General features: G+C 62.0%; 22 protein-coding genes. 8 read left to right on the top strand and 14 right to left on the bottom strand.

Features of this window, described 5'->3' with window-relative positions; translation table 11 throughout:
• Positions 1 to 29: 29 nt before the first annotated feature.
• From AKV04_RS27035 to AKV04_RS27025, 3 genes are all read left to right on the top strand, one after another.
• Positions 30 to 665 (top strand): ABC transporter substrate-binding protein, encoded by a 636-nt coding sequence (locus tag AKV04_RS27035; protein WP_235815568.1) that lies wholly within the window; start codon positions 30 to 32, stop codon positions 663 to 665.
• Positions 666 to 730: 65 nt separating this feature from the next.
• Positions 731 to 1,312 carry a type 2 periplasmic-binding domain-containing protein gene (locus AKV04_RS27030; RefSeq protein ID WP_235815567.1) on the top strand — a complete coding sequence of 194 codons (582 nt, stop codon included), beginning with the start codon at positions 731 to 733 and terminating at the stop codon, positions 1,310 to 1,312.
• A 154-nt stretch (positions 1,313 to 1,466) separates the two neighbouring features.
• Positions 1,467 to 1,634, top strand: coding sequence for a hypothetical protein (locus tag AKV04_RS27025; RefSeq protein ID WP_235815566.1), 168 nt, complete (start codon positions 1,467 to 1,469; stop codon positions 1,632 to 1,634).
• 396 nt (positions 1,635 to 2,030) lie between these two features.
• Here the strand turns inward: AKV04_RS27025 and AKV04_RS26480 are convergent, their stop codons facing one another.
• On the bottom strand, positions 2,031 to 2,228 hold the full coding sequence (locus tag AKV04_RS26480; RefSeq protein WP_162232840.1) for a hypothetical protein: 198 nt from the start codon (positions 2,226 to 2,228) through the stop codon (positions 2,031 to 2,033).
• Between the two features lie 68 nt (positions 2,229 to 2,296).
• Between AKV04_RS26480 and AKV04_RS27020 the strand changes: the two genes are divergently transcribed.
• From AKV04_RS27020 to AKV04_RS27010, 3 genes are all read left to right on the top strand, one after another.
• A complete protein-coding gene (locus tag AKV04_RS27020) occupies positions 2,297 to 2,476 on the top strand; it encodes a hypothetical protein (RefSeq protein WP_235815565.1) in 180 nt (59 codons plus the stop codon).
• 194 nt (positions 2,477 to 2,670) lie between these two features.
• Positions 2,671 to 2,832, top strand: a complete 162-nt coding sequence (locus AKV04_RS27015) for a hypothetical protein (protein ID WP_235815564.1) — start codon at positions 2,671 to 2,673, stop codon at positions 2,830 to 2,832.
• On the top strand, positions 2,829 to 2,993 hold the full coding sequence (locus AKV04_RS27010; protein ID WP_235815563.1) for a sugar-binding domain-containing protein: 165 nt from the start codon (positions 2,829 to 2,831) through the stop codon (positions 2,991 to 2,993). Before AKV04_RS27015 ends, AKV04_RS27010 begins: the two co-directional genes overlap by 4 nt.
• A 74-nt stretch (positions 2,994 to 3,067) precedes the next feature.
• On the opposite strand, the gene AKV04_RS07480 is transcribed toward AKV04_RS27010, so the two are convergent.
• Complete coding sequence (locus AKV04_RS07480) at positions 3,068 to 4,870, bottom strand: NAD(P)/FAD-dependent oxidoreductase (protein WP_054005822.1); 1,803 nt, start codon at positions 4,868 to 4,870, stop codon at positions 3,068 to 3,070.
• 81 nt (positions 4,871 to 4,951) lie between these two features.
• Positions 4,952 to 6,022 carry a 2,3-butanediol dehydrogenase gene (locus tag AKV04_RS07475; RefSeq protein WP_054005821.1) on the bottom strand — a complete coding sequence of 357 codons (1,071 nt, stop codon included), beginning with the start codon at positions 6,020 to 6,022 and terminating at the stop codon, positions 4,952 to 4,954.
• A 261-nt stretch (positions 6,023 to 6,283) separates the two neighbouring features.
• Between AKV04_RS07475 and AKV04_RS07470 the strand changes: the two genes are divergently transcribed.
• Positions 6,284 to 8,131, top strand: a complete 1,848-nt coding sequence (locus tag AKV04_RS07470) for a sigma-54-dependent Fis family transcriptional regulator (RefSeq protein WP_054005820.1) — start codon at positions 6,284 to 6,286, stop codon at positions 8,129 to 8,131.
• 5 nt (positions 8,132 to 8,136) lie between these two features.
• Here AKV04_RS07470 and AKV04_RS07465 read toward each other — a convergent pair whose 3' ends face one another.
• The 5 genes from AKV04_RS07465 to AKV04_RS07450 form a co-directional block, all read right to left on the bottom strand.
• Positions 8,137 to 8,538, bottom strand: coding sequence for an RNA-binding protein (locus AKV04_RS07465; RefSeq protein WP_235815562.1), 402 nt, complete (start codon positions 8,536 to 8,538; stop codon positions 8,137 to 8,139).
• A gap of 114 nt (positions 8,539 to 8,652) precedes the next feature.
• Complete coding sequence (locus AKV04_RS27685; protein ID WP_328287142.1) at positions 8,653 to 9,162, bottom strand: type IIL restriction-modification enzyme MmeI; 510 nt, start codon at positions 9,160 to 9,162, stop codon at positions 8,653 to 8,655.
• Positions 9,101 to 9,358, bottom strand: coding sequence for a hypothetical protein (locus AKV04_RS07460; protein ID WP_156317412.1), 258 nt, complete (start codon positions 9,356 to 9,358; stop codon positions 9,101 to 9,103). The genes AKV04_RS27685 and AKV04_RS07460 overlap by 62 nt, the downstream gene beginning before the upstream one ends.
• Before the next feature lie 20 nt (positions 9,359 to 9,378).
• Positions 9,379 to 11,193 (bottom strand): DNA methyltransferase, encoded by a 1,815-nt coding sequence (locus AKV04_RS07455; protein WP_054005818.1) that lies wholly within the window; start codon positions 11,191 to 11,193, stop codon positions 9,379 to 9,381.
• 118 nt (positions 11,194 to 11,311) lie between these two features.
• A complete protein-coding gene (locus AKV04_RS07450) occupies positions 11,312 to 11,533 on the bottom strand; it encodes a hypothetical protein (protein WP_156317411.1) in 222 nt (73 codons plus the stop codon).
• A gap of 119 nt (positions 11,534 to 11,652) precedes the next feature.
• Here AKV04_RS07450 and AKV04_RS07445 point away from each other — a divergent pair, with 119 nt between their 5' ends.
• Entirely contained in the window at positions 11,653 to 12,426 is a 774-nt protein-coding gene (locus AKV04_RS07445) for a nitrilase-related carbon-nitrogen hydrolase (RefSeq protein ID WP_054005816.1), read from the top strand.
• A 105-nt stretch (positions 12,427 to 12,531) separates the two neighbouring features.
• On the opposite strand, the gene galE is transcribed toward AKV04_RS07445, so the two are convergent.
• From galE to AKV04_RS07415, 6 genes are all read right to left on the bottom strand, one after another.
• Complete coding sequence (gene galE / locus AKV04_RS07440; RefSeq protein ID WP_054005880.1) at positions 12,532 to 13,518, bottom strand: UDP-glucose 4-epimerase GalE; 987 nt, start codon at positions 13,516 to 13,518, stop codon at positions 12,532 to 12,534.
• A gap of 98 nt (positions 13,519 to 13,616) precedes the next feature.
• Positions 13,617 to 14,534, bottom strand: coding sequence for a hypothetical protein (locus AKV04_RS07435; protein WP_054005815.1), 918 nt, complete (start codon positions 14,532 to 14,534; stop codon positions 13,617 to 13,619).
• Positions 14,535 to 14,606: 72 nt separating this feature from the next.
• Entirely contained in the window at positions 14,607 to 15,911 is a 1,305-nt protein-coding gene (locus AKV04_RS07430) for a UDP-glucose dehydrogenase family protein (protein WP_054005814.1), read from the bottom strand.
• Positions 15,912 to 16,065: 154 nt separating this feature from the next.
• Complete coding sequence (locus AKV04_RS26100; protein WP_054005813.1) at positions 16,066 to 16,932, bottom strand: hypothetical protein; 867 nt, start codon at positions 16,930 to 16,932, stop codon at positions 16,066 to 16,068.
• Positions 16,932 to 17,345 (bottom strand): hypothetical protein, encoded by a 414-nt coding sequence (locus AKV04_RS07420; RefSeq protein ID WP_054005812.1) that lies wholly within the window; start codon positions 17,343 to 17,345, stop codon positions 16,932 to 16,934. Before AKV04_RS07420 ends, AKV04_RS26100 begins: the two co-directional genes overlap by 1 nt.
• 10 nt (positions 17,346 to 17,355) lie before the next feature.
• Complete coding sequence (locus tag AKV04_RS07415; RefSeq protein ID WP_054005811.1) at positions 17,356 to 18,966, bottom strand: DUF2793 domain-containing protein; 1,611 nt, start codon at positions 18,964 to 18,966, stop codon at positions 17,356 to 17,358.
• Positions 18,967 to 19,034: the final 68 nt, after the last annotated feature.

Here is a 19,034-nt window from a genome sequence, read left to right as displayed (position 1 = left end):
AAACGGACTGCAACAAGGAAGAGGGAGACATGAAACTGACACATCTGCTTTTGGGCACGGCATGCCCGATGATTCTAAGCCTGCTGCCGGGGATTGCCTCCGCGCACGACGCCGACGCCTGCATCGGTAAGGTGCCGACATTGGGGGTGATCGCCCAAGGCGTGCCCGCCGTAACCGCACTCGATGTACATCTGGTCGCGCTCAACGCCAAATGGGGCACCGAGGTTAAGATTACCCCGCTGGGCGAGAACGAGCGCCGCTCAAAAGCCCGGTTGGATGCCTCGACCGGGGCGGGTGCCTATCAGGTGATCTATATCGACGAGGCCAATCTGGCGGAATGTGCTAGCGCGGACTGGGTCTATCCGCTGGCGGAGGTGGTGCCGGATCCCAATGATATCAAAAGCTTCCATGTCGATCTGGCCAATGTGGCCAGCTACAACGGCGTGCAGTATTTCACGCCCTTCGTCGGCGGCGGCGACGTGCTGATGTATCGCAAGGACGTTCTTGAGGCCAAGGGCATCGCCTTGCCCAAAACACTGGACGAACTTGTGGCAGCCATCAAAGCCACCAACGATCCTGACAACAAGCTGGTCGGCACGCGGTCAGCGCGGCTCGGGGATGAACGTCTGGCGCTGGACGCCGTTCATCCGGGCGGTGGGTGGTGAGCGGCTGAACGGAGACTGCAGCCCGGCCTTCGCCTCGGAAGCCGCCGAAGGCGACCAAACTTTACATGGATCTGATGCAGAACGCGCCTCCGGGCGGTGGCACCTTCAACTGGTCGGATTCGGTTGAGGCGTTCCGTGGCGGCCAAGTTGCCTTGCTGATTGAATCCGATGTGTTCGGGCCTTGGATAGAGGATGCCTCAAAATCAACTGCGGTGGGCAAGGTTGGCTATGCGCCGCCGCCGGACCCGCTGCGTTCGGCGGGCTGGGGCCATGGCTGGGCGGTGTCGACAGTGGGCACGAAGGACGATTGCACCAAGATCGTGGCGGGTGATTTCGTGTGTTGGGCCGCCTCGAAAGATATGGAAGCCAGCCGTCTGGCGGAAGGGATTTCGTCCGACGTTGGCCGGGTTTCAACCCTGCAAAGCGCGGCTTACAAGAAATTGGGGCCTGCGGAATATATTCAGGCGCTGCTGGATACCAACCCTAAAACCAACCTGCTGATCATGGCAAGTCCAGCGCGGCCAGAGATCGGCGACAATCTGGATCTTGCGCTGGAAGAGCTGTTCACTGGCAGAAAAACCGACATCAAAGCCACCCTGGATAAGGTGGCTTTTTCCGCCGAAGACAGTCTCGCCGCCGTGAAATGATCCCTCTGCTCGCCGGGAGGATGTTCCGGCAAGCGCTTTTCGCATCGGAATTGACCATGACCCGAAGCCGTTTTCTGAACACTCGCGCCTACCACGCTGGAGCAGGCCAGTCTTGCCTTTGTCTCCACCGCAGGTACCGTCTTGGCAGGCGCTGATGAACCGCACCTTGCGCAATGCGGATGCGGATTTTGTCGGTCTTTATAACTTCGCCCGACTGCTGCGCGATCCCCGCTTTCTGACTGCGCTGCAAATCTCGGCGCTGTGGGAGGTGATCACCGTCACTGGCACGTGTTACTACTGGCGATGGGCATGGCGGTTTTGATGCATGAAACCGTGAAAAAGCCCTAGTGGCGCAACCTGATCTGCTTTGCCTTTCTGGCCGATCCGTCCATCGCTTTGATCGCGGTGCCGGTGGTGGATATCTGGCAATGGGGGCTGTTTTTCACCGTGATCTTTGTGAAGCTGCTGGAAACCCTGCCCCGCGCCCCGGTCGAAGCCGCGATGCTCGACAATGCCCGAACATAGGAAATTCATGCCTATATCACCCTGCAGATGCTGAAAGCGCCGCTGATCAGCCTGGCCTTGGTCAAAGCCGTCGAGTCGCTGCAATCCTTCGATCTGATCTTTGTGATGACAGGCGGCGGCCCCCCGGCACCGCGACCGAGACGCTGGATGTTTATGCCTATCGGGTTGGCATCAACATGGGCGGCAAGATCTCTTACGCCTCGGCGATGGCGATCTTGCTGATGATCACCACCACTGTAGCTTTCACAATCGTTTTACCGATACTGAGCTCGGTTCCACCGACGCCCTGCGCGGCTACCACTCCGATCTGGCCGCCCTTGGTTTGACCGCTGATACCGCATTGGACTTTGACCTGACAATCACTGAAGATGCGCTCCGCCCCGGCGCACACTGACCCGCCGCGCGCTGACCCATACCGGAAGCCCCATAACCCGCGTCAATCACCCGTCAAACCGCAATGTGGCCGAGGTCGCTTGGCTTTACTACACCAAGGAAATGACTCAGGGCGATATCGTCAAGGCGCTGAACCTGTCGCGCCCCACCGTGATCAGCTATTTGCGCTTGGCCCGCGAACGCCAGATTGTCTGCGTCAAGATTGCGGGGACCATTTTCGGGTCAATGCCGCTGCGGATGCGCTGAAGGAACGGTTCAGCCTGCAAAGCGTGCCGTGGTGGCCAGTGGCGGATCTGACGGTGCGCCAGTTGATCGGATCAATGGCCAACCCGCTGCTGCCAACCTCGGAAAGCTGTTAAAGCGAAATCGCCCGGCGGCTGTCTGCGGCTTGCATCAACCTGAACGCACCTGCGGTCTGCACCCCCGCCGATTTGGCCACGATGCTGCGGGCCGAGCCGATCATCGCCGAACAACTGATCAATCTGCGGCGCTGCAACAAGGTAATCTACTCGCTGAGCCCCTGCACGCCTGACACGCATGTGGTGCAGTTCCTGATCGCCACCAAGGTGCTGCCCTGCTTGGGCCGCTGGATGATCGGTTGATTGGGGCCGATCATGCCACTTTGGCCGAGATGATCGGGCTGCTGGTGGTCAGCGGCCTGCACAAAGCCGCAGCTACCCGCGCGGCGCTGCGTGGCGGCTTTGTCGATCATCTTGTCGTTGACGTGAAGCTTGCCGAAGTGCTGCGGTTAGCAGAGGTTTAGCCGCCGCCGCGTCGAAGCTGTGACTCTTCAAGCCCACCGCCGCGCAAGGCGATGCGCGGCGGTGACTCTTGCCCTCAACGCAAATGGTGCGGTGGCTCCAGCCCCCAGACCGAGGTATCCAACCCGGCATGGCGCGCCTTCAGTTGCAGTGCAAGATAGCGCGAGTAGTGCCGCGACTGGTGCAGGTTGCCGCCATGAAACCACAGCCCGGGTTGCATCGTCGGTTTCCACATGTTGCGCTGCTCGCCCTCCCACGGGCCGGGGTCTTTGGTGGTATCGGAACCAAGGCCCCAGCATTTGCCAACCTTATCGGCAACCTCTTGGCTGATCAGATCGGCGGCCCAGCCGTTCATCGAACCATAGCCGGTGGCATAAACCACCAGATCGGCGGGCAGTTCGGTGCCATCATCCAAAACCACAGCGGTTTCTGACAAATGGCTGATGCCCTTGCCCGATTGCAGCTTGATCGAGCCGTCGATGATCAGATCACACGCCCCGACATCAATGTAATAGCCCGACCCGCGCCGCAGATATTTCATGAACAGCCCGGACTCATCATCGCCGAAGTCCAACTGGAAGCCGGCCTTTTCCAGCGCCGCATAAAACCCCGCGTCGCGCTTCTTGATCTCGTCATATTGCGGCACATGGAACCCCGCCATGATGCCATAGGGCACCGAGGCAAAGATCATATCGGCCTTGTCATGCGTGATGCCATTCGCCACTGCCTGTTCCGAGTAAAGCCCGCCCAGACAAACCTCCATCAGACTGTCGGATTTGACGATATGGGTGGAAGACCGCTGCACCATCGTCACATCCGCACCATTCTCCCACAGGGCGGCACAGATATCATGCGCTGAGTTGTTGGCCCCGATCACCACCACCTTCTTGCCGCGATAGGCATCCGGGCCGGGGTGTTGGCTGGAATGCTGCTGCTCACCTTTGAAGATGTCCTGCCCTTTGAAGACCGGCACATTCGCCTTGCCCGACATGCCGGTGGCCAGCACAAGCTGTTTCGGGTGCAGAATAACCTCCTGTCCGTCACGCAGAACGGTGACGGTCCATTCGCCTTTCGCCTCATCATAGCTGGCGGATGTGGCAGTGGTAGAGGACCAGTAATTCAGCTCCATGACCTTGGTATACATCTCCAACCAATCGCCGACCTTGTCCTTGGGCGCGAACACCGGCCAGTTGTCGGGGAATGGGATATAGGGCAGGTGATCGTACCAGACCGGATCATGCAGGCAGAGCGATTTGTAGCGGTTGCGCCACTGATCGCCGGGGCGGGGGTTTTTGTCGATCACGATGGTCGGCACCGATAACTGCCGCAACCGCGCACCTAGAGCTATGCCGCCCTGCCCGCCGCCGATCACCAGCACATAGGGCTGATCGGCGTAACCAAGTCGCGCGGCCTCGTCCTCGCGCTTTTCCTTCCATGTCTTACGCTCAGGATCATGGCCATGCTCGGCCCCCATCGGGCGGCGCAGCTTGCGCGGTTCTTCATGGCCTTTGAGTTCATGCAAGGTGGTCAAAAGCGTCCAGATCTTCCCGTCTTTCATCCGAATATAGCCCTGACCGCGCCCGGTGGCGGTTTCCACCACTAGCCAACCTTCGGTGACGCCATCAGCGTGGGCGACCGCTTCACTAGGATCAAGTGTAAGCGATTTCGGCGCGATTTTTGGCAGTTGCGCCTTGGCCATCGCGCCGATTTGCGCCCAACCTTCGCAGGTTTTCAAATTCCAAGTGAAGGCGGCAAGATCGCGCCAATATCCGGTTTCCAGAAACAAATCCGCTACCGCATCGCCGTCCTGCGCCACCAGCGCGCGATCCAGATCAGCCACAAGCGTCGCAAGTGCGCCCTGAGGGGTATTATCAAGCATATGGTTTCCTCCCTTTTGCTTTCGTGTTGAAGTGCCGCGCGCAGGCCCTCCCAGACCCGTGACCTGCGCGGCGATTGCGTGTCACCCAAGATCAATCAGGATCTTCAACTGCGTCCCGGCAGGATCGAGCAGGGCGTCAAAGCCCTGCGCCACCGCGTCATCCAGCCGGATTTTCTTCGTCACCACCTTCATCGCCGGAATCGCTCCACTGGCGATCAGGTCGATGACGCGCGGCCAAAGGTGGGTCGGATAGGCCCAAGAGCCGCGAATATCGACATCCTTGAAGGTGACATTGTGCCAGTTGATCCCCGAGTTCCCCGGATGCAGACCGACCTGCACGATGGTGCCCTGCTTGCGCACAGCATCGAGGCAGCTTTGCAGTGCCTTTTCATTGCCGACACATTCCAGTGCCACGTCGCAACCGACACCGCCCTCGGTCTGCGCCCGGATCACGGCGCCGATATCGTCACGTTTGGGGTTCAGCGTGATGACTTCGGGCAGGATATTGCGCGCAAGCTCCAGCCTTGTGTCGTTGAGATCGGACAGAAACAGCTTGGTTGCCCCAAAGGCTTTGGCGGCGAGCAGGGTCAGAATTCCAATCGGCCCAGCCCCGGTGATCAGCACCGACTGACCCGCCGAAACCTGCCCTCGATCACAGGCATAGACGGCAACGGCGGTGGGTTCGACCAAAGCGGCCTCCTCATCGCGCATCGCATCGGGTATTTTCACCACGTTGTAATCGTTCAGCAAAGCGGCTTCCGCCATGCCGCCCGAAATCCAGCTTAACCCCGCCAGTGCCAGATTTTCGCTCAGGTGAAACAGCCCGCGATCTGCGAAGTAATCCCCGGCGCGTGGCATGATCAGGGGTTGCACCGACACCCGGTCGCCCACCCGCACATGGGCAACGCCCGTGCCCACGGCTGTCACCACACCGCCAAATTCATGGCCCAGAACCTGCGGCAGCTTGGCTTTGGTGAAGGGATGCGGTGCGGAAGGAATGAAGATCGGCCCATAGGCGTATTCATGCAGATCGGTGCCGCAGATGCCGACAAAGCGATTGCGGATTGCCACCTGCCCCGGTCCGGGAGTGGGAACAGCGTCGATCTGCTCAATCCGCAAATCCTTGGCGGCGTGGAAACGTAAGGCTTTCATGTGGTCCTCCCTCAACTTGGGGGACAGAGTGGCGCGCGGCCTCACCGCGCCGAAGCTTGAAAACCACCGCAAGCGATTTCAACGGCTTAACCCGCCCGCCTGTTGCAACCTTGCGCGCACCTGTTGCATCGGCTGCAACAGGTGCGCGCGCGGCATGGCGGAATGCTGCGCCATGCAGACGGCTGGGTTATGCAATCGGAAATTGTCGGCTAGGATCGCGCCGAACCTATCGGCAAAACCGGGGCCGTGGCGGGAGGGACAATGCAGAGCGATATCGAGCATATCCGCGAAATCGAAGGTGCCGCCCGCCATGGCAGCGGCAGCCGTGATCCGCTGGTGGTGCAAAGCTGGCTGCGCTGTCTGGACAAACACGGGCTGGACCCGACCGCACGGGCAGAGGCCTATATTCTGCCCGATACTGCGCTGCGCCAGCATCGGCAACGCTCGGAAGATCTGATTTCGATTGCGCGCTCGGGGATTGATGACCTGTACAAGCTGGTCGCCGGGCAGAATTATGTGCTGCTGCTGTCGGACCGCGATGGCGTGACGGTGGAATATCTCGGCGAGGATAACCACAAACAGGACCTGCGCCGCAGCGGGCTTTACATGGGTGCGGAATGGTCCGAGGCGCGGGCGGGCACCTGTGCGCTGGGGGCCTGTATTGAGACGGGTGAGCCGCTGATCATCCATCAAAGCGATCATTTCGATGTGACGCATGGCGGGTTGTCCTGCACCGCCGCGCCAATCTATGACACCGCAGGCAGTCTTGCGGCGGTGCTGGATATCTCGCTGCTGTCCTCGCCCTTGGCGCGGGCCAGCCAGTTCTTGGCGCTGAACCTAGTGCGCCAGACCGCGCGGCGGATCGAGATGGCCAATATCATGGCCGAAAGCCGATCCGATTGGGTGCTGCGACTGGCCAGCAGCCCGGATTTTCTGGATGTCGACCCCGAGGCCGCGCTGACGCTGGATGCGGGCGGCCATGTCATCGGCATGACCAATGGCGCAGCTCGTCTAATGGCCCGCACCTTGGGGCAGGATTGGCGCAAGGGGCTGGGCTTGATCGGGCGGCATGTGTCCGAGGTGTTCGAGCTTGGCCTTGAGACGCTGGAAGGCCTAACCCGCCAGCGCGCTGCGCGGGATCGCCTGATCCAGACCCGCGACGGTTATCGCCTGTTCGCCCATGCGATTGAGCCGCGCCGCACCACGATGCCGCAAGTCATGCGCAGCCCAACGGTGCCGCCTGCCCTGCGCGCTTTGGCGGGGGATGATCCGGCGATGCGGCAGCTATTGAACCGCGCCACCCTGTTGGCACCGGGGCAGATGCCGCTGCTGATCACGGGCGCAAGTGGCGCGGGCAAAACCAGCCTTGCGCAAGCCATCCATACCATCAGCCGCCAAGGTCCCTGCATCCCGGTCGCCTGTGAAAGCTTGACCGAAGATGAGGCGGCGGTGCTGTTCGGGCGCGGCGATCCGCGCGGCCACAGCCCCGGCCTGATTGACGCGGCAGAGGGCGGCACCTTGCTGCTGGAGAACCTCAATGAACTGCCGCCGCGCTTGCAGGCCAGGCTGCTGACGTTGATCGCGGCGGGCAGCTATCGCCCGGTGGGGGCGTTGCGCGAGCGCCGCTCAAACGCGCGGATCATCGCCACGCTGAGCACCGATCAGCAAAGCGGCATCCGGCCGGATCTGCTGCACCGCTTGGCGGGCGCGGCGCTGCATCTGCCCCCCATCGGGCAGCGGCAGGATTTGATCGCGCTGGCCGAGCGGCTGTTCGCGCGGGCGTTTGGTGTGCCGGTGTGCTTTGATGCCCAAGCGGCGGCACTGCTGGCGGCACAGGACTGGGGCGGCAATCTGCATCAGATGGTGGCGCTGGCCGCATGCCTTGCCGCCAATTACCCGCTGCAGGCAGGCGAGGCGACACTGGGCAAGGCCGATCTGCTGCCGCATCTGCCGCGGGCGCAGCCCGATCGCACCACCACCGGGCCCGCGCTGTTGCAGCATTTGCTGACCGAACAAGGCTGGAATGTGTCTGCCGTCGCCCGGCAACTTGCGGTGGACCGCAGCACGGTGCATCGCCAGATCCTGCGCTTTGGTCTGCGCCGCAGCTAAAGCGGTTACGGACTCAAGAACTGCCCACCTTCGGCACGGGTGGCGCTGCCGAGGGCGGCGAGGCTTTCCAGCAGGGGTTGCGCCGAAGTGGCGTGGGCGAAGTGGCGGGCGAACTGGTCAGGGGTCGCCTCGCCCATCGCAGCAAGGGCTGCACGGACGGCGGCGATTTGCTCGGGCATGGTTTTCGGCCATGGGGTTTTGTCGGTGGTGAGGACGGGGCCGATGTCCATGCTGGTTTGCTCGCCCTGTGCTGCGGCGGCTTGGCCTGCGGTGTTTTGATACTCGGGGCGCAGCCAGCGGATTTGGCCGTTGGCTTCTTCCGCCGTGCGGCTGCGGTTCAGGGCGACAAGGTTGTGCAGGATTTCATCGTCACTCAGACTGGCGGGCCAGCCGTAGGCTTCGGCCACGGCGGCGTCGATCTGGTCAAGCAGATCCCGCAGGCTGCCGATCAGGCCTTGGTCGTCGGTTTCTTTATCGCGACCCTCAATCCGATCGCCCGCGCGGAGTTTTTTTCGAGGCAGTTATACATCGCCGTCGGCGTCAGCTTGGGGTGCTGCACCTGCCGCAGCTTGCAATGCGCGTCGAGGTCTTCGCCGCGTTGCCGCAGGCGCGGCTTTGAGCGGCTCGGACGGGGTTGGGAAGGGGAAAGGGTTGAAGCATTGAGCGTGATTGTAATTAGGACGATTTTCTAGGAATGCACCGGAAGCGGGCGCCCAACTGATGTGAAAGCGCGATGATAACACGGCAAGCAACCAAGCATCATCGAGGCATATTGCGATCAGTTTTGCGTCTGGCAAAATATCAGCGTCAAGAAAACCAAAGACCCTGTGTTTTGCAGTTCTGCAAGTTGCAACAAAACGTGCGAGGCCCGCTGAAGACTTTCTGAGGTTCACGCGCGTTTCAGCAAATTGCCACCAGCCTGTTCTGTAGCTATCCCGCTTCTGTTCCGCTCTTGCGGGCTTAACCCTATCAAGAACCTGTTGAAAAAAACTCCGGATATTGAACGCGCGCCTCTGCTTCAGTATTTCCAATGAAATCAATAATGTATCCTGGCACTTTGGCGGCTATGAACTGCTTTCCGTTTATGTAGCGGCGCAGTGCGCCTTTCTTTATTGCTAGCTGATGTTGCTGCGCCTCTTGCGCGGAGACGCGGAATCCTTCGCCCAATGGCGTAACTCCCTGATAAGCAATATCCTGATTGGCACTTAGCGTCTTCGCCCCCGCCACCTCCGCCCCCAACCCGCAGCTTAGCGAAGATCATGCCGCGTTGCATATTCAGCGACACATCGCGGCTTCGTTGGCATCGGCGTTTTTGACTCGGTGGCTACGGTGAACAGGCGACCCTCGCAGCGACCCTTTTCGGCGACGGTCATCGCAATCCCCACCGCAGCCCCGTCGCCTGCATCGACCCAAGCGTGGTCAGGGATGGCAAAGATCAGGCTGGCGGGGGTTGTGGGGTCGTTCAGATGCGTCTCCAGCACCTTGCGGTTAAAGGTTTGGCGCAGGGAATTGGTGGCGATCAGCCCAAAACGGCGGCAGCCTTTGTCGTGGGCAGGCGCATAGGCGCGGGCGGCCAAAGCGGCTTTCTCCCACCAGAACATCACGAAATCGGCAGAATCCGGCACCTTTGGATAGGCCGCCCGGATCGCCTCGGTATAGCCATCGCCCAAAGCCTCGCGCATCCGTGAGGCGCCAAAAAACGGCGGGTTGCCGATGATGAAATCGGCCACGGGCCATTTGGCGGGGCGGAGTTTAGTGTAATCCAAGACTTGGGTGCGGGCCTGCGGATCAGGCACCCGCTCACCTGTGACATTATGCACAAAGGTGCCGATTTCGTCCCAGCGGGTGACCAGCGCGCCGGTGGTATCGCGGCGTTCGCGCCTTGCATCCCAATCCAGCACGACATCGCGGTTTTCGATATTCTTGAAGTCGCGCAGCACAGGCGCGGCGGGGCTGGCCTTGCCATGGGTGCGAAAATGCCATTGCAGATAGCCGATCCACAGCACAAATTCGGCGACGGCAGCGGCCCAAGGGTTCAGCTTTAGCCCCAAAAACTGATGCGGATCGACGGTATGGCCGACAAGCCCCAAGGCGGCCTGATCCTGCCCCAGATCGCGCAGCAAGGCGATCACCTCACCCTCCAGCCGTTTCATCAGCTCCAGCGCGACATAAGGGAAGTTGCCCGAGCCACAGGCCGGATCGAGCACCCGAATGTCACACAGGCGGCGGTGGAAAGCCTCCACCGTGGCGCGGACGTCCTTGAGGTTGTCTTGGGTGGCATAGGTCAGTGCCGAGGCCTGCACATCCCGCCAATCGGCCCGCAAAGACTCCATCACGGTTGGGGTCACGAGGCGTTCGACATAGGCGCGCGGGGTGTAATGCGCGCCCAGCTTGTGGCGTTGACGTTTGTCCAAGGCCCGCTCCAACAGGATGCCGAAGATCGCGGGTTCGACCTCGCGCCAGTTGTGAGAGGCGGCTTCGATCAACAGGCCGAGTTGCAGGGCGTTCAGCGGGAGGGCCGTGGCGTTCTTGAACAACCCGCCGTTGAAGCGTTTCAGATCGGTGGACAGCACGGTGGAAAACCCACCTGTGTCCATGGTCTGCCACAGGGATTGTAGCGTCGGCTGCGCATGCTGCGGATGGCCGCGCAGGTCTTGCAGTTTGGCGGTAAAGCTGCCCTGCAGGATCAGTTCGACATCTTCAGCAAACATGGTGAACAGGCAGCGGATCAGGAAGGTGGCGACATCTTCGGGCGCATGGCCCTGCCCCTCAAAGAATTGGCCAAGTTCCACCAGATGCCCCGCAACCTTGCGGGTGACAGCGGCGCTGATCTTGGCGGGATCGAGCGACAAGGGGTCATTCCAGATCGCGATCAGCCGAGCGCGGACCTCAGGGTTGTGCAGATCGTCGGGGAACTGGGTATAACCTTGGCCTTGGCGCAAGAAATCGGCATAGACCTCAATGACATGGCCGACATCGACCGCCGGCAGAAACGGCGGCCAGCCATCCTCTTTCGCCACCGCGCGGGCATAGCCATAGGCCTGATTGCGGGCGCGCAGCATGGTGTCATCCCATTTCGCCGAGCCGCGCCGGGCATGGCCTTTCTGGGTGATGGCGTCGTCGCCCAGCAGCGAAAGCTGGGTGGTCGGGTGGGATCAGGGTTGGCACCCTGCTTGGCCTCTAGGATGAAACAGCCCCGGCGATAGAGGTCGATGCGCCCCGGCTGATCGCTCCGGTATGGGTGAAGCTAACCGGGCGCTCAAAGCGGTAGTCGTTGTTCTGGCCATCACTGGTGGCGGGCTTTGGCGGTTCACCCCCCAACACCAGATGATGCGCCACCCATTCCAGCAGGAACGGGCCTTCGTCTTTGACGCTGGAAATCAGAGTGTGGCGGGGCGGCAAGCGGACCTCTTGGTTTTGTGTCAGATGCAGAAAGCACGCAGGGAAAGTCAGTGCGGCTGGGGGTGACAGGGCAAGCGCCACGCGCCATGATGCAGCCAAACCAAAGCAGGAGTCCTCCGATGCCCGATCTTCGTCTTGCGCTGATGCAAGCACCCTCGTCCGCCGGCGATTGCGAGGCTGCCTTTGTGGCCGTGGAGCGTGCCCTGCGCGCAGCGGGGGCGGCAGGGGCCGACATGCTGGTGGTGCCGGAAAGTTTCGCGCCGGGCTATAACAGCGATGCGATTGCAGAATTGGCGCTGCTGCATGGCGGCGCGTGGCAGGATCGTCTTGCCGATGCCTGTCACGGCGCAGGCTGCGGGCTGGTGTTCGGCTATGCCGAGCGGGATGGTGATGTGGTCTATAACGCCGCTTTGGCCTTGGGGCCGGATGGCGCAGAACTGGCGCATTACCGCAAAATCCAGCTTTATGGCGCGCGTGAGGCGTCGATCTATCGCGCGGGCGACGCCTATGTCACCTTCGATCTGGCCGGGCATAAGGCCGCACTGCTGATCTGCTATGATGTTGAATTCGCGCCCCATATCGCGGCTTTGGCGGCGGCAGGCGTGACGGTTCTACTGGTGCCCACCGCCAATATGCTGCCCTATACCCATGTGATGCGTGCCACGGTGCCCGCGATGGCGGCCAATCATGGCATCAGCATCGTCTATGCCAATTACTGCGGGATAGAGGGCGATTTGACCTATGCGGGCGGGTCTTTGATCGTGGGGGCAGACGGTGAGCTGTTGGCGCAAGCCGGGATGGGGCCTGCCTTGCTGATTGCCGATGTACCTCAGGTAGAGGCGGGGAGGCTGTCGAGCCAAGCGCAGGATTATCGCGACATCGCCCTGCCCTAAGCGCGTGGGGGCTGTCTGCCCCCAAACACTATTGGCGAAGGGCCAATAGTGCCCCCCGAGGATATTTGCGCACAGAGGATGACAATTTTAGCTAAGTTTTAGGAATTAGCGCAGAAATCCCGGCGTCTGACTCCAGCCCAGCGCATCACGGATCATCTCGGGCAGGGTGGAGCGTATTGGCTCCCACCCCAATTCGGCGCGGGCGCGGTCCGAACCCGACACCAGCGCCGCCGCATCGCCTGCGCGGCGCGGGCCTTGGAGGATCGGTACGTCGCGGTTGGTCACAACACGACTGGCATCAATCACCTGACGCACCGAAAAGCCATGCCCGGTGCCCAGATTGAACGCCCGGTTGCCGCGTCCGTCGAGCAGCCAATTCAGCCCCTTCACATGCGCGTCGACCAGATCCATCACATGCACATAATCGCGCACGCAGGTGCCGTCGGGTGTCGGATAGTCCTGCCCAAACACCGTCAGCGCCGGGCGGCGGCCCTCAATCGCATCCAGCATCAGCGGAATCAGATGGGTTTCCGGGCGGTGCTGTTCGCCCACCTCGGCCTCGGGGTCGGCACCTGCGACGTTGAAATAACGGAAGATCACATGGTTCAGACCGTAAGCCGCGCCAAAATTCTTCAGAATTTCCTCGATGGCTTTCTTTGACGCGCCATAGGAATTGATCGGATGCTGCGGGGTGTTTTCATCCAGCAGCACGCCATCCTGATCGCCATAAGTCGCGCAGGTCGAGGAGAACACGAAGTTCATGCAGCCCGCCGCCACCGCCGCCTCTACCAGATTGAGCGAGCCGTTGACATTGGTGCGCCAGTAGCGCCCCGGGTCGGACATCGACTCGCCAACCAGCGACAGCGCGGCAAAATGCATGACGGCAACGGGGCGATAGCGCAGGAAGGCCGCGTCGATCTGGGCACGATTCAGCAGATCGCCTTGCACAAATGGCCCGAATTTAACGGCCTCCGCCCAGCCGGTCGACAGGTTGTCAAACGCCACCGGCACAAAGCCCGCCTGCGCCAAAACCTTGCAGGCATGCGCGCCAATATAGCCCGCCCCGCCCGTCACCAACACATGCTTTTGCATCATCCGCTTTCGCCCATCCCCAGCCAATGCCGCGACTAAACGAGAGTTTTAGCGCCAAGGTCCAGCGCAATCGCCGAGACTGCGGGCAAATTTACACGTCACGCCGCCGCTGTTTCCACCGGATCGACGGCGAGACTGCTCAACTGCGCCAGCAGCGCCTCCGCCATCGCGGCAGGCACACAGGCCAGCGCATCAGCGATGAAGGTGGCGTGGAAGTCGAGCCGCTTCAGATGGACAAAACGGTGATAATGGATCAACCGGGCCTTTTTCGCGCGGTTCAGCTTCAAACGGTCCGCGATCGAGAAGTTCCACAGCTCATGCAGCACCTGATAGGAAAAGCCGAACCGCTTCATCGTCAGCGGCAGCGTGATCTGATCCAGCCAAGGCCGCTTGCCCTTGATCGGGCAGCCATGGTCAAAGTCGATGGCGGTCTGCAACCAGTCTTGCGCAAAATTCGTGGTCGAACCGGAGCGCGGCAGGTCGCTAAAGCTGATAAAACCGCCGTTGAAATAGGGCAGATAATCCAGCTGCCGCCCCCGCGTCAGTTGCACCCGATCTTCCGGCAGCGGCAGGCCAAAGAAATCATAGGCGCGCGGCCATTTGTCGGGCTCTTTGCCCCAAGTCGGCAGACCCTCCGGCACCACCGCCACCGCATCAGGACCCACCAGATCAAGCCCGGTCAGCGGGCCAAGGCAGACCGTATCGGTGTCAATGAACAGGCTGCGGTGTGAGCTGCGCGGGGCCGCACAGGCGAGGATCTTATTGCCATGCGGATAGGGCTTGGCCCAAACACCGTCAGCCGAGGGCAAGGGCTGCACCTGCACACCGCAATCGGCGTAAAGCGCCCGCGTCACCTCTGACAAGCTGTCCGCCGAGCGTGGCGAGACATAGGCGATCAGGTCAACCTTGCTGCGATCGGGGTGATACTTGGCCAAAGACGCGGCCAGCAGCATAGACTGCGCCTCAAGCCCCGGGCCATCCACCACGAAAAGGATCGAGTCTTTCGCCTCAGACATCCGAGCACCTCACTTGCACCAAGCTTTGCCAGAGCCTGTCGCCCCGGCAAAGCTTAAACCACTTCCCTCGGCTTAGCGCCCCACCGCGACATAGGTTTCAAACCCTGCCTCGGTGGCTTCTTCCAGCGAGTATATATTGCGCAGATCGGCCATCCGCGGCGTGACCATCTTCTTCGCCAGCTTCGCAAGATCCAAGGCGCGGAACTCGTTCCATTCGGTCAGCAGCACCACCAGATCAGCACCATGCGCCGCCTGATACGGGCTTTCGACCCATTTCACCCCCGGCAACAGCGCCTCGCCCTCGCGCTGGCCCTGCGGATCAACGACGCGCACCTTCGCACCACCGCCCACCAAGGCGGGCACAATGGTCAAACTGGGCGCGTCGCGCATATCGTCGGTGTTGGGCTTGAAGGTGACACCCAGCACGGCGATGGTCTTGCCGTTCAGGCTGCCGTCACACAGATCAACGATCTTGTCGATCATCCGGCGCTTGATTTCATTGTTAACCTTGATCACGGTCTCTGTGATCTGCATCGGCACAGCATGATCCTGACCAATACGGGCCAAAGCCATGGTATCCTTGGGAAAACACGACCCGCCATAACCGGGGCCTGCGTGCAAGAACTTATTGCCGATGCGGCCATCCATCCCCATGCCTTTCGACACATCCTTGATATCCGCGCCAACCTTCTCGCACAAAGCCGCGATTTCGTTGATGAAGGTGATCTTGGTCGCCAGAAACGCATTGGCCGCGTATTTGATCATCTCGGCGGACTCAAGCCCGGTGTAGACCACCGGAAATTCGCGCAGGAACAACGGGCGGTAAATATCCGCCATCACCTTGCGCGCGCGCTGAGATTCGACCCCCACCACAACCCGGTCGGGCCGCATGAAGTCGTCAATCGCAGCGCCTTCGCGCAGGAATTCCGGGTTTGAGGCCACGTCGAACTTGGCATCCGGGTTGGCCGCAGCAGCAGCCTCGGCCACCTTGCGGTTGGTCCCCACGGGCACCGTCGATTTGGTGACAATCACCGCATAACCCGTCAAGGCGCGGCCGATTTCTTCCGCCGCCGTCATCACATAGGTCAGATCTGCATGGCCGTCACCGCGCCGCGTCGGGGTGCCCACCGCGATAAACACCGCATCTGCGCCCGCCACAGCCTCGGCCAGATCCAGCGTGAACGACAACCGCCCGGCGCTGACGTTCTTCGCCATCAAGGCCTCTAGCCCCGGCTCAAAGATCGGCACCTCACCCGCGCGCAAACGCTCGATCTTGCCGGGATCTTTGTCGACGCAAATCACCTCATGCCCGAAATCCGAGAAACACACGCCCGAAACCAAACCGACATAACCGGTTCCGATCATCGCAATCTTCATGCCAAACGCTCCTGGCTGTTCCAGTCTTGTCTTAGGCAGAGCCGGGCACTGTGTCAAATCCGCGAACAATCAAAGCGTGGAAAATCAAGCGAAAAGTCGCGAGCCATGCAAAAGGCCGGAGGACTTGCCCCCGGCCCCGCGCGCTTGCCGCAATTTACGAAATACAGGTGATCAGCACAAAGCCGTCGCCGCCGCGCCCACCCTGACCTGCGGTAACGCCAGCCCCGCCGCCGCCGCCGCCCGAGCCGCGCGCGCCCGCGCCACCCGTCCCGCCCGCAGCAGTGTTCGAAGCCCCACCGCCCGAACCACCCGAGAAGGTTGGCGGCAACCATAGCTCATAGCCCGCCGCACCGTTGTTGCTGCCCGCCGCACCGCCTGCAAGCGTCGGGCACAGCCCAGCCCCATTCAACGCGCCGCCCGCGAAATCAGCCGAGGTTGCCCCGCCCCCCCCTGCGCCGCCTGTGATGAAAATATTGACGCCACCAAACGCCACCGCCGTGCCAGTGCCACCCGCCACAGCCCCACCCGCGCCGCCCGCTTGCCCCGCGACGCTGATAAAACTGCCCAGCGCCGAATAGGCCCCGCCGGTGGAGATAGTGCCCGCAGCCCCCGCAGCCCCCACCGCCGCCCCGGTGCCCGTGCCACCCGCGCCACCGCCATTGGCGCTGGCCAAGCCGCTCGCCACCGCCGCAACCGGGGCGACACCGATGGTTGAGCCCCCCCCCGCCCCCCCACTCGCACCGCCCGCGCCCGCCGATACGAACAGCGTCCCCGGCAGCAGTGCCGCCGCGACGACGATGCGCGACACCGCCCCACCGCCACCGCCACCGCCACCGCCGCGCGCCGCAGCCGCTGCCGCTGCAAAGCCAGCCCCACCGCCGCCCCCCCCGCCGACCAGCACGATCTCCAGCAGCACAGCGCCCAGCGGCACCGTGTAGCTCTGCCATTGGCCCGCCGCACCCGAAGGATCAAACCGCCGGGTCTGTCCTGCCTCTCGCGGCAGGAAATGCGGAAAACTCATCAGTAATCCCCCCCCAAACCTGCCACCGCATAACCGCCCGCCACCGCCGTGCCCAAAGCCACCTGCACCCGGTAGCCGGGGGGAACCGGGATGTTCAGCGGCAGTTCATTGCCCGACAAAGCCGCCGCTTCCGAAAGCGTGGTCGCAGGCAGCGACAATTCCGCGATCAGCACGTTATTGGCGGCCGTCGCATTGGTCGCACCATTGTTCAAAAACACCCGCAGCACCGAGGCCACATTGGTGCCTTTCGGCCTCACATTCAGCTTTTGCAGATACGAGCCATTCGTCGCATCCGCCGTGAACACCGTATCGACAGTGCCAGTGCCATCCTTGGCGGTATTGGCCGCCGTAATGCCGCCCGCCCACTCGACACGGGCAACTTTTGAGAAAATCGGGGAAGTATTGCCGGGCATTGCCGCTCTCCTAGTTGATGAATGCTTGTTGATTCAGCGCGACCTGCACGCCGTATTTTGCCGAAGCCGCCAGCGTCCAAACCGTGCCGCCGCCCGATACCGTGACATCGCCCTTGACCCCATCGCTGATCCCGGCGCTGATCACTTGGCTGACCCCAGCGCTGCGCACCTTGACCTGTCCCGAGGTGGTATTCAGCCAGACCATGCCATTCACCGGGCTGGCAGGATCCGCCGCCTGCCCGCCCAAATTCAGCACCTGCGGCAGTGTCGCTTGCCCCGTCGCCCGCGCCACCGTCAGCGCAGTGTAAAACGTGCTGCCATCCGGGCTGACCTTGATCGCGAAATCATCCGAGCCGGTGGTCCCCATCTCGGCCCGCCCGGAAAACCCAGTCTGAAACGTCAAGCTGGCGGTATCTGTTGCCGCCGCCTTGTTCAGCTTGACCTGATGCCCGGCTCCGGCATGGTTCAACAATGTCGCGGCTGCATTGACCGACAAGCGGTTGGTCGCATCGGGGGTAGCCCCCCCCAGACCCAGCTTATCCGCCGTGACCGCCGCCGCTGGGGCCGAAATGCTGGTGACGCTCGCCGCAAAGCTGACGCTGGGCGAGTTGATCACCGTTGTGCCCAGCGCCCCCGTCACGCTCGATCCGATATTGACCACCGTGGTCGAGCCACTGATCCCGCCAGTGCCGAGATTGATCGTCGAGGTATTGCCCGCAGCCGTAGCCCCGCTCCCCATGCTATAGGTACTGGTCGCAGTTGAAGTGCCAAGGCTCGCCGTGGCCCCGCTGATGGTAAAGCCGCCCGAAAACGTCTTGGCTCCGGTGAAGGTCTGCGTCAGCGCCAGCCCCGCCAATTCAGTCGCGCCATTCGGCAGCGTATAGCTCCGCGTCGTGCCCGTCGTCACCGACGCCACCGAGAAACTCGCGCGCTTGGTAGGGTCCGTCGGATCGCGCAGGCTGAACCCACTTGCCAGCATCCCCTGCGGCATCGCCACATAACCCGTCGCCGCCGCCACTGTTACGGCATCGAGAAAACTGCTGCCATCGGGCGAGACTTTTAGGCTGAAATCATCCGAGCCTTGCGTGCCCAGCATAGCGCGGCTGGAATACCCGGTCTGAAATGCCAGACTGGCGCTGTCCGTCGCACTGGCCTTGTTCAGCTTCATCAGATGCCCAGCGCCCGCATGATCGAACAGCGATGCAGGCGAGGAGACGGCCAGCCGATTGGTCGCATCCGGTGTCGCCGACACGCCAAGCTGCCCCACCAACAACGGCCCATCGGTCAGCGCAAGCCAAGCCGTGCCGTTGTAAACCGCCATCGCCGCTTCGGCCACGACATAGGCCTGCCAGCCCGCCAGTGGCGTGAAAAACTGCCAAACCCCGGTCTCGAACAGCGCAATCTTCCCCGCCTGCCCCGCCCAAGCCCCGCTCGCGCCCACAGGCACGATATAGCGGTCGCCCAACACCGGACCAACAGGCGGTGCGCTGACAGCCCGCGCCTTGACCGACAGCTGCACCATCAGGTCCAGCAACCGCACAGCCTCATTATGCGTCACATGTTTTTGCGCTTGCGCGGGTTGGATCAGGGGCAGCGACAGGATTGTCGATGTATCGGGCATATAGACCTCCGCAAAACGCTCGTGGAGGCAGAAGCTATGAAAACCCCGTTAACACCGCCGCACCAGAG

The organism is Cypionkella psychrotolerans, from assembly GCF_001294535.1.
Classification (GTDB): Bacteria; Pseudomonadota; Alphaproteobacteria; order Rhodobacterales; family Rhodobacteraceae; genus Cypionkella; species Cypionkella psychrotolerans.
Note: the sequence above shows the minus strand (reverse complement) of the source record. Positions and strands in the feature narration are given on the sequence as shown.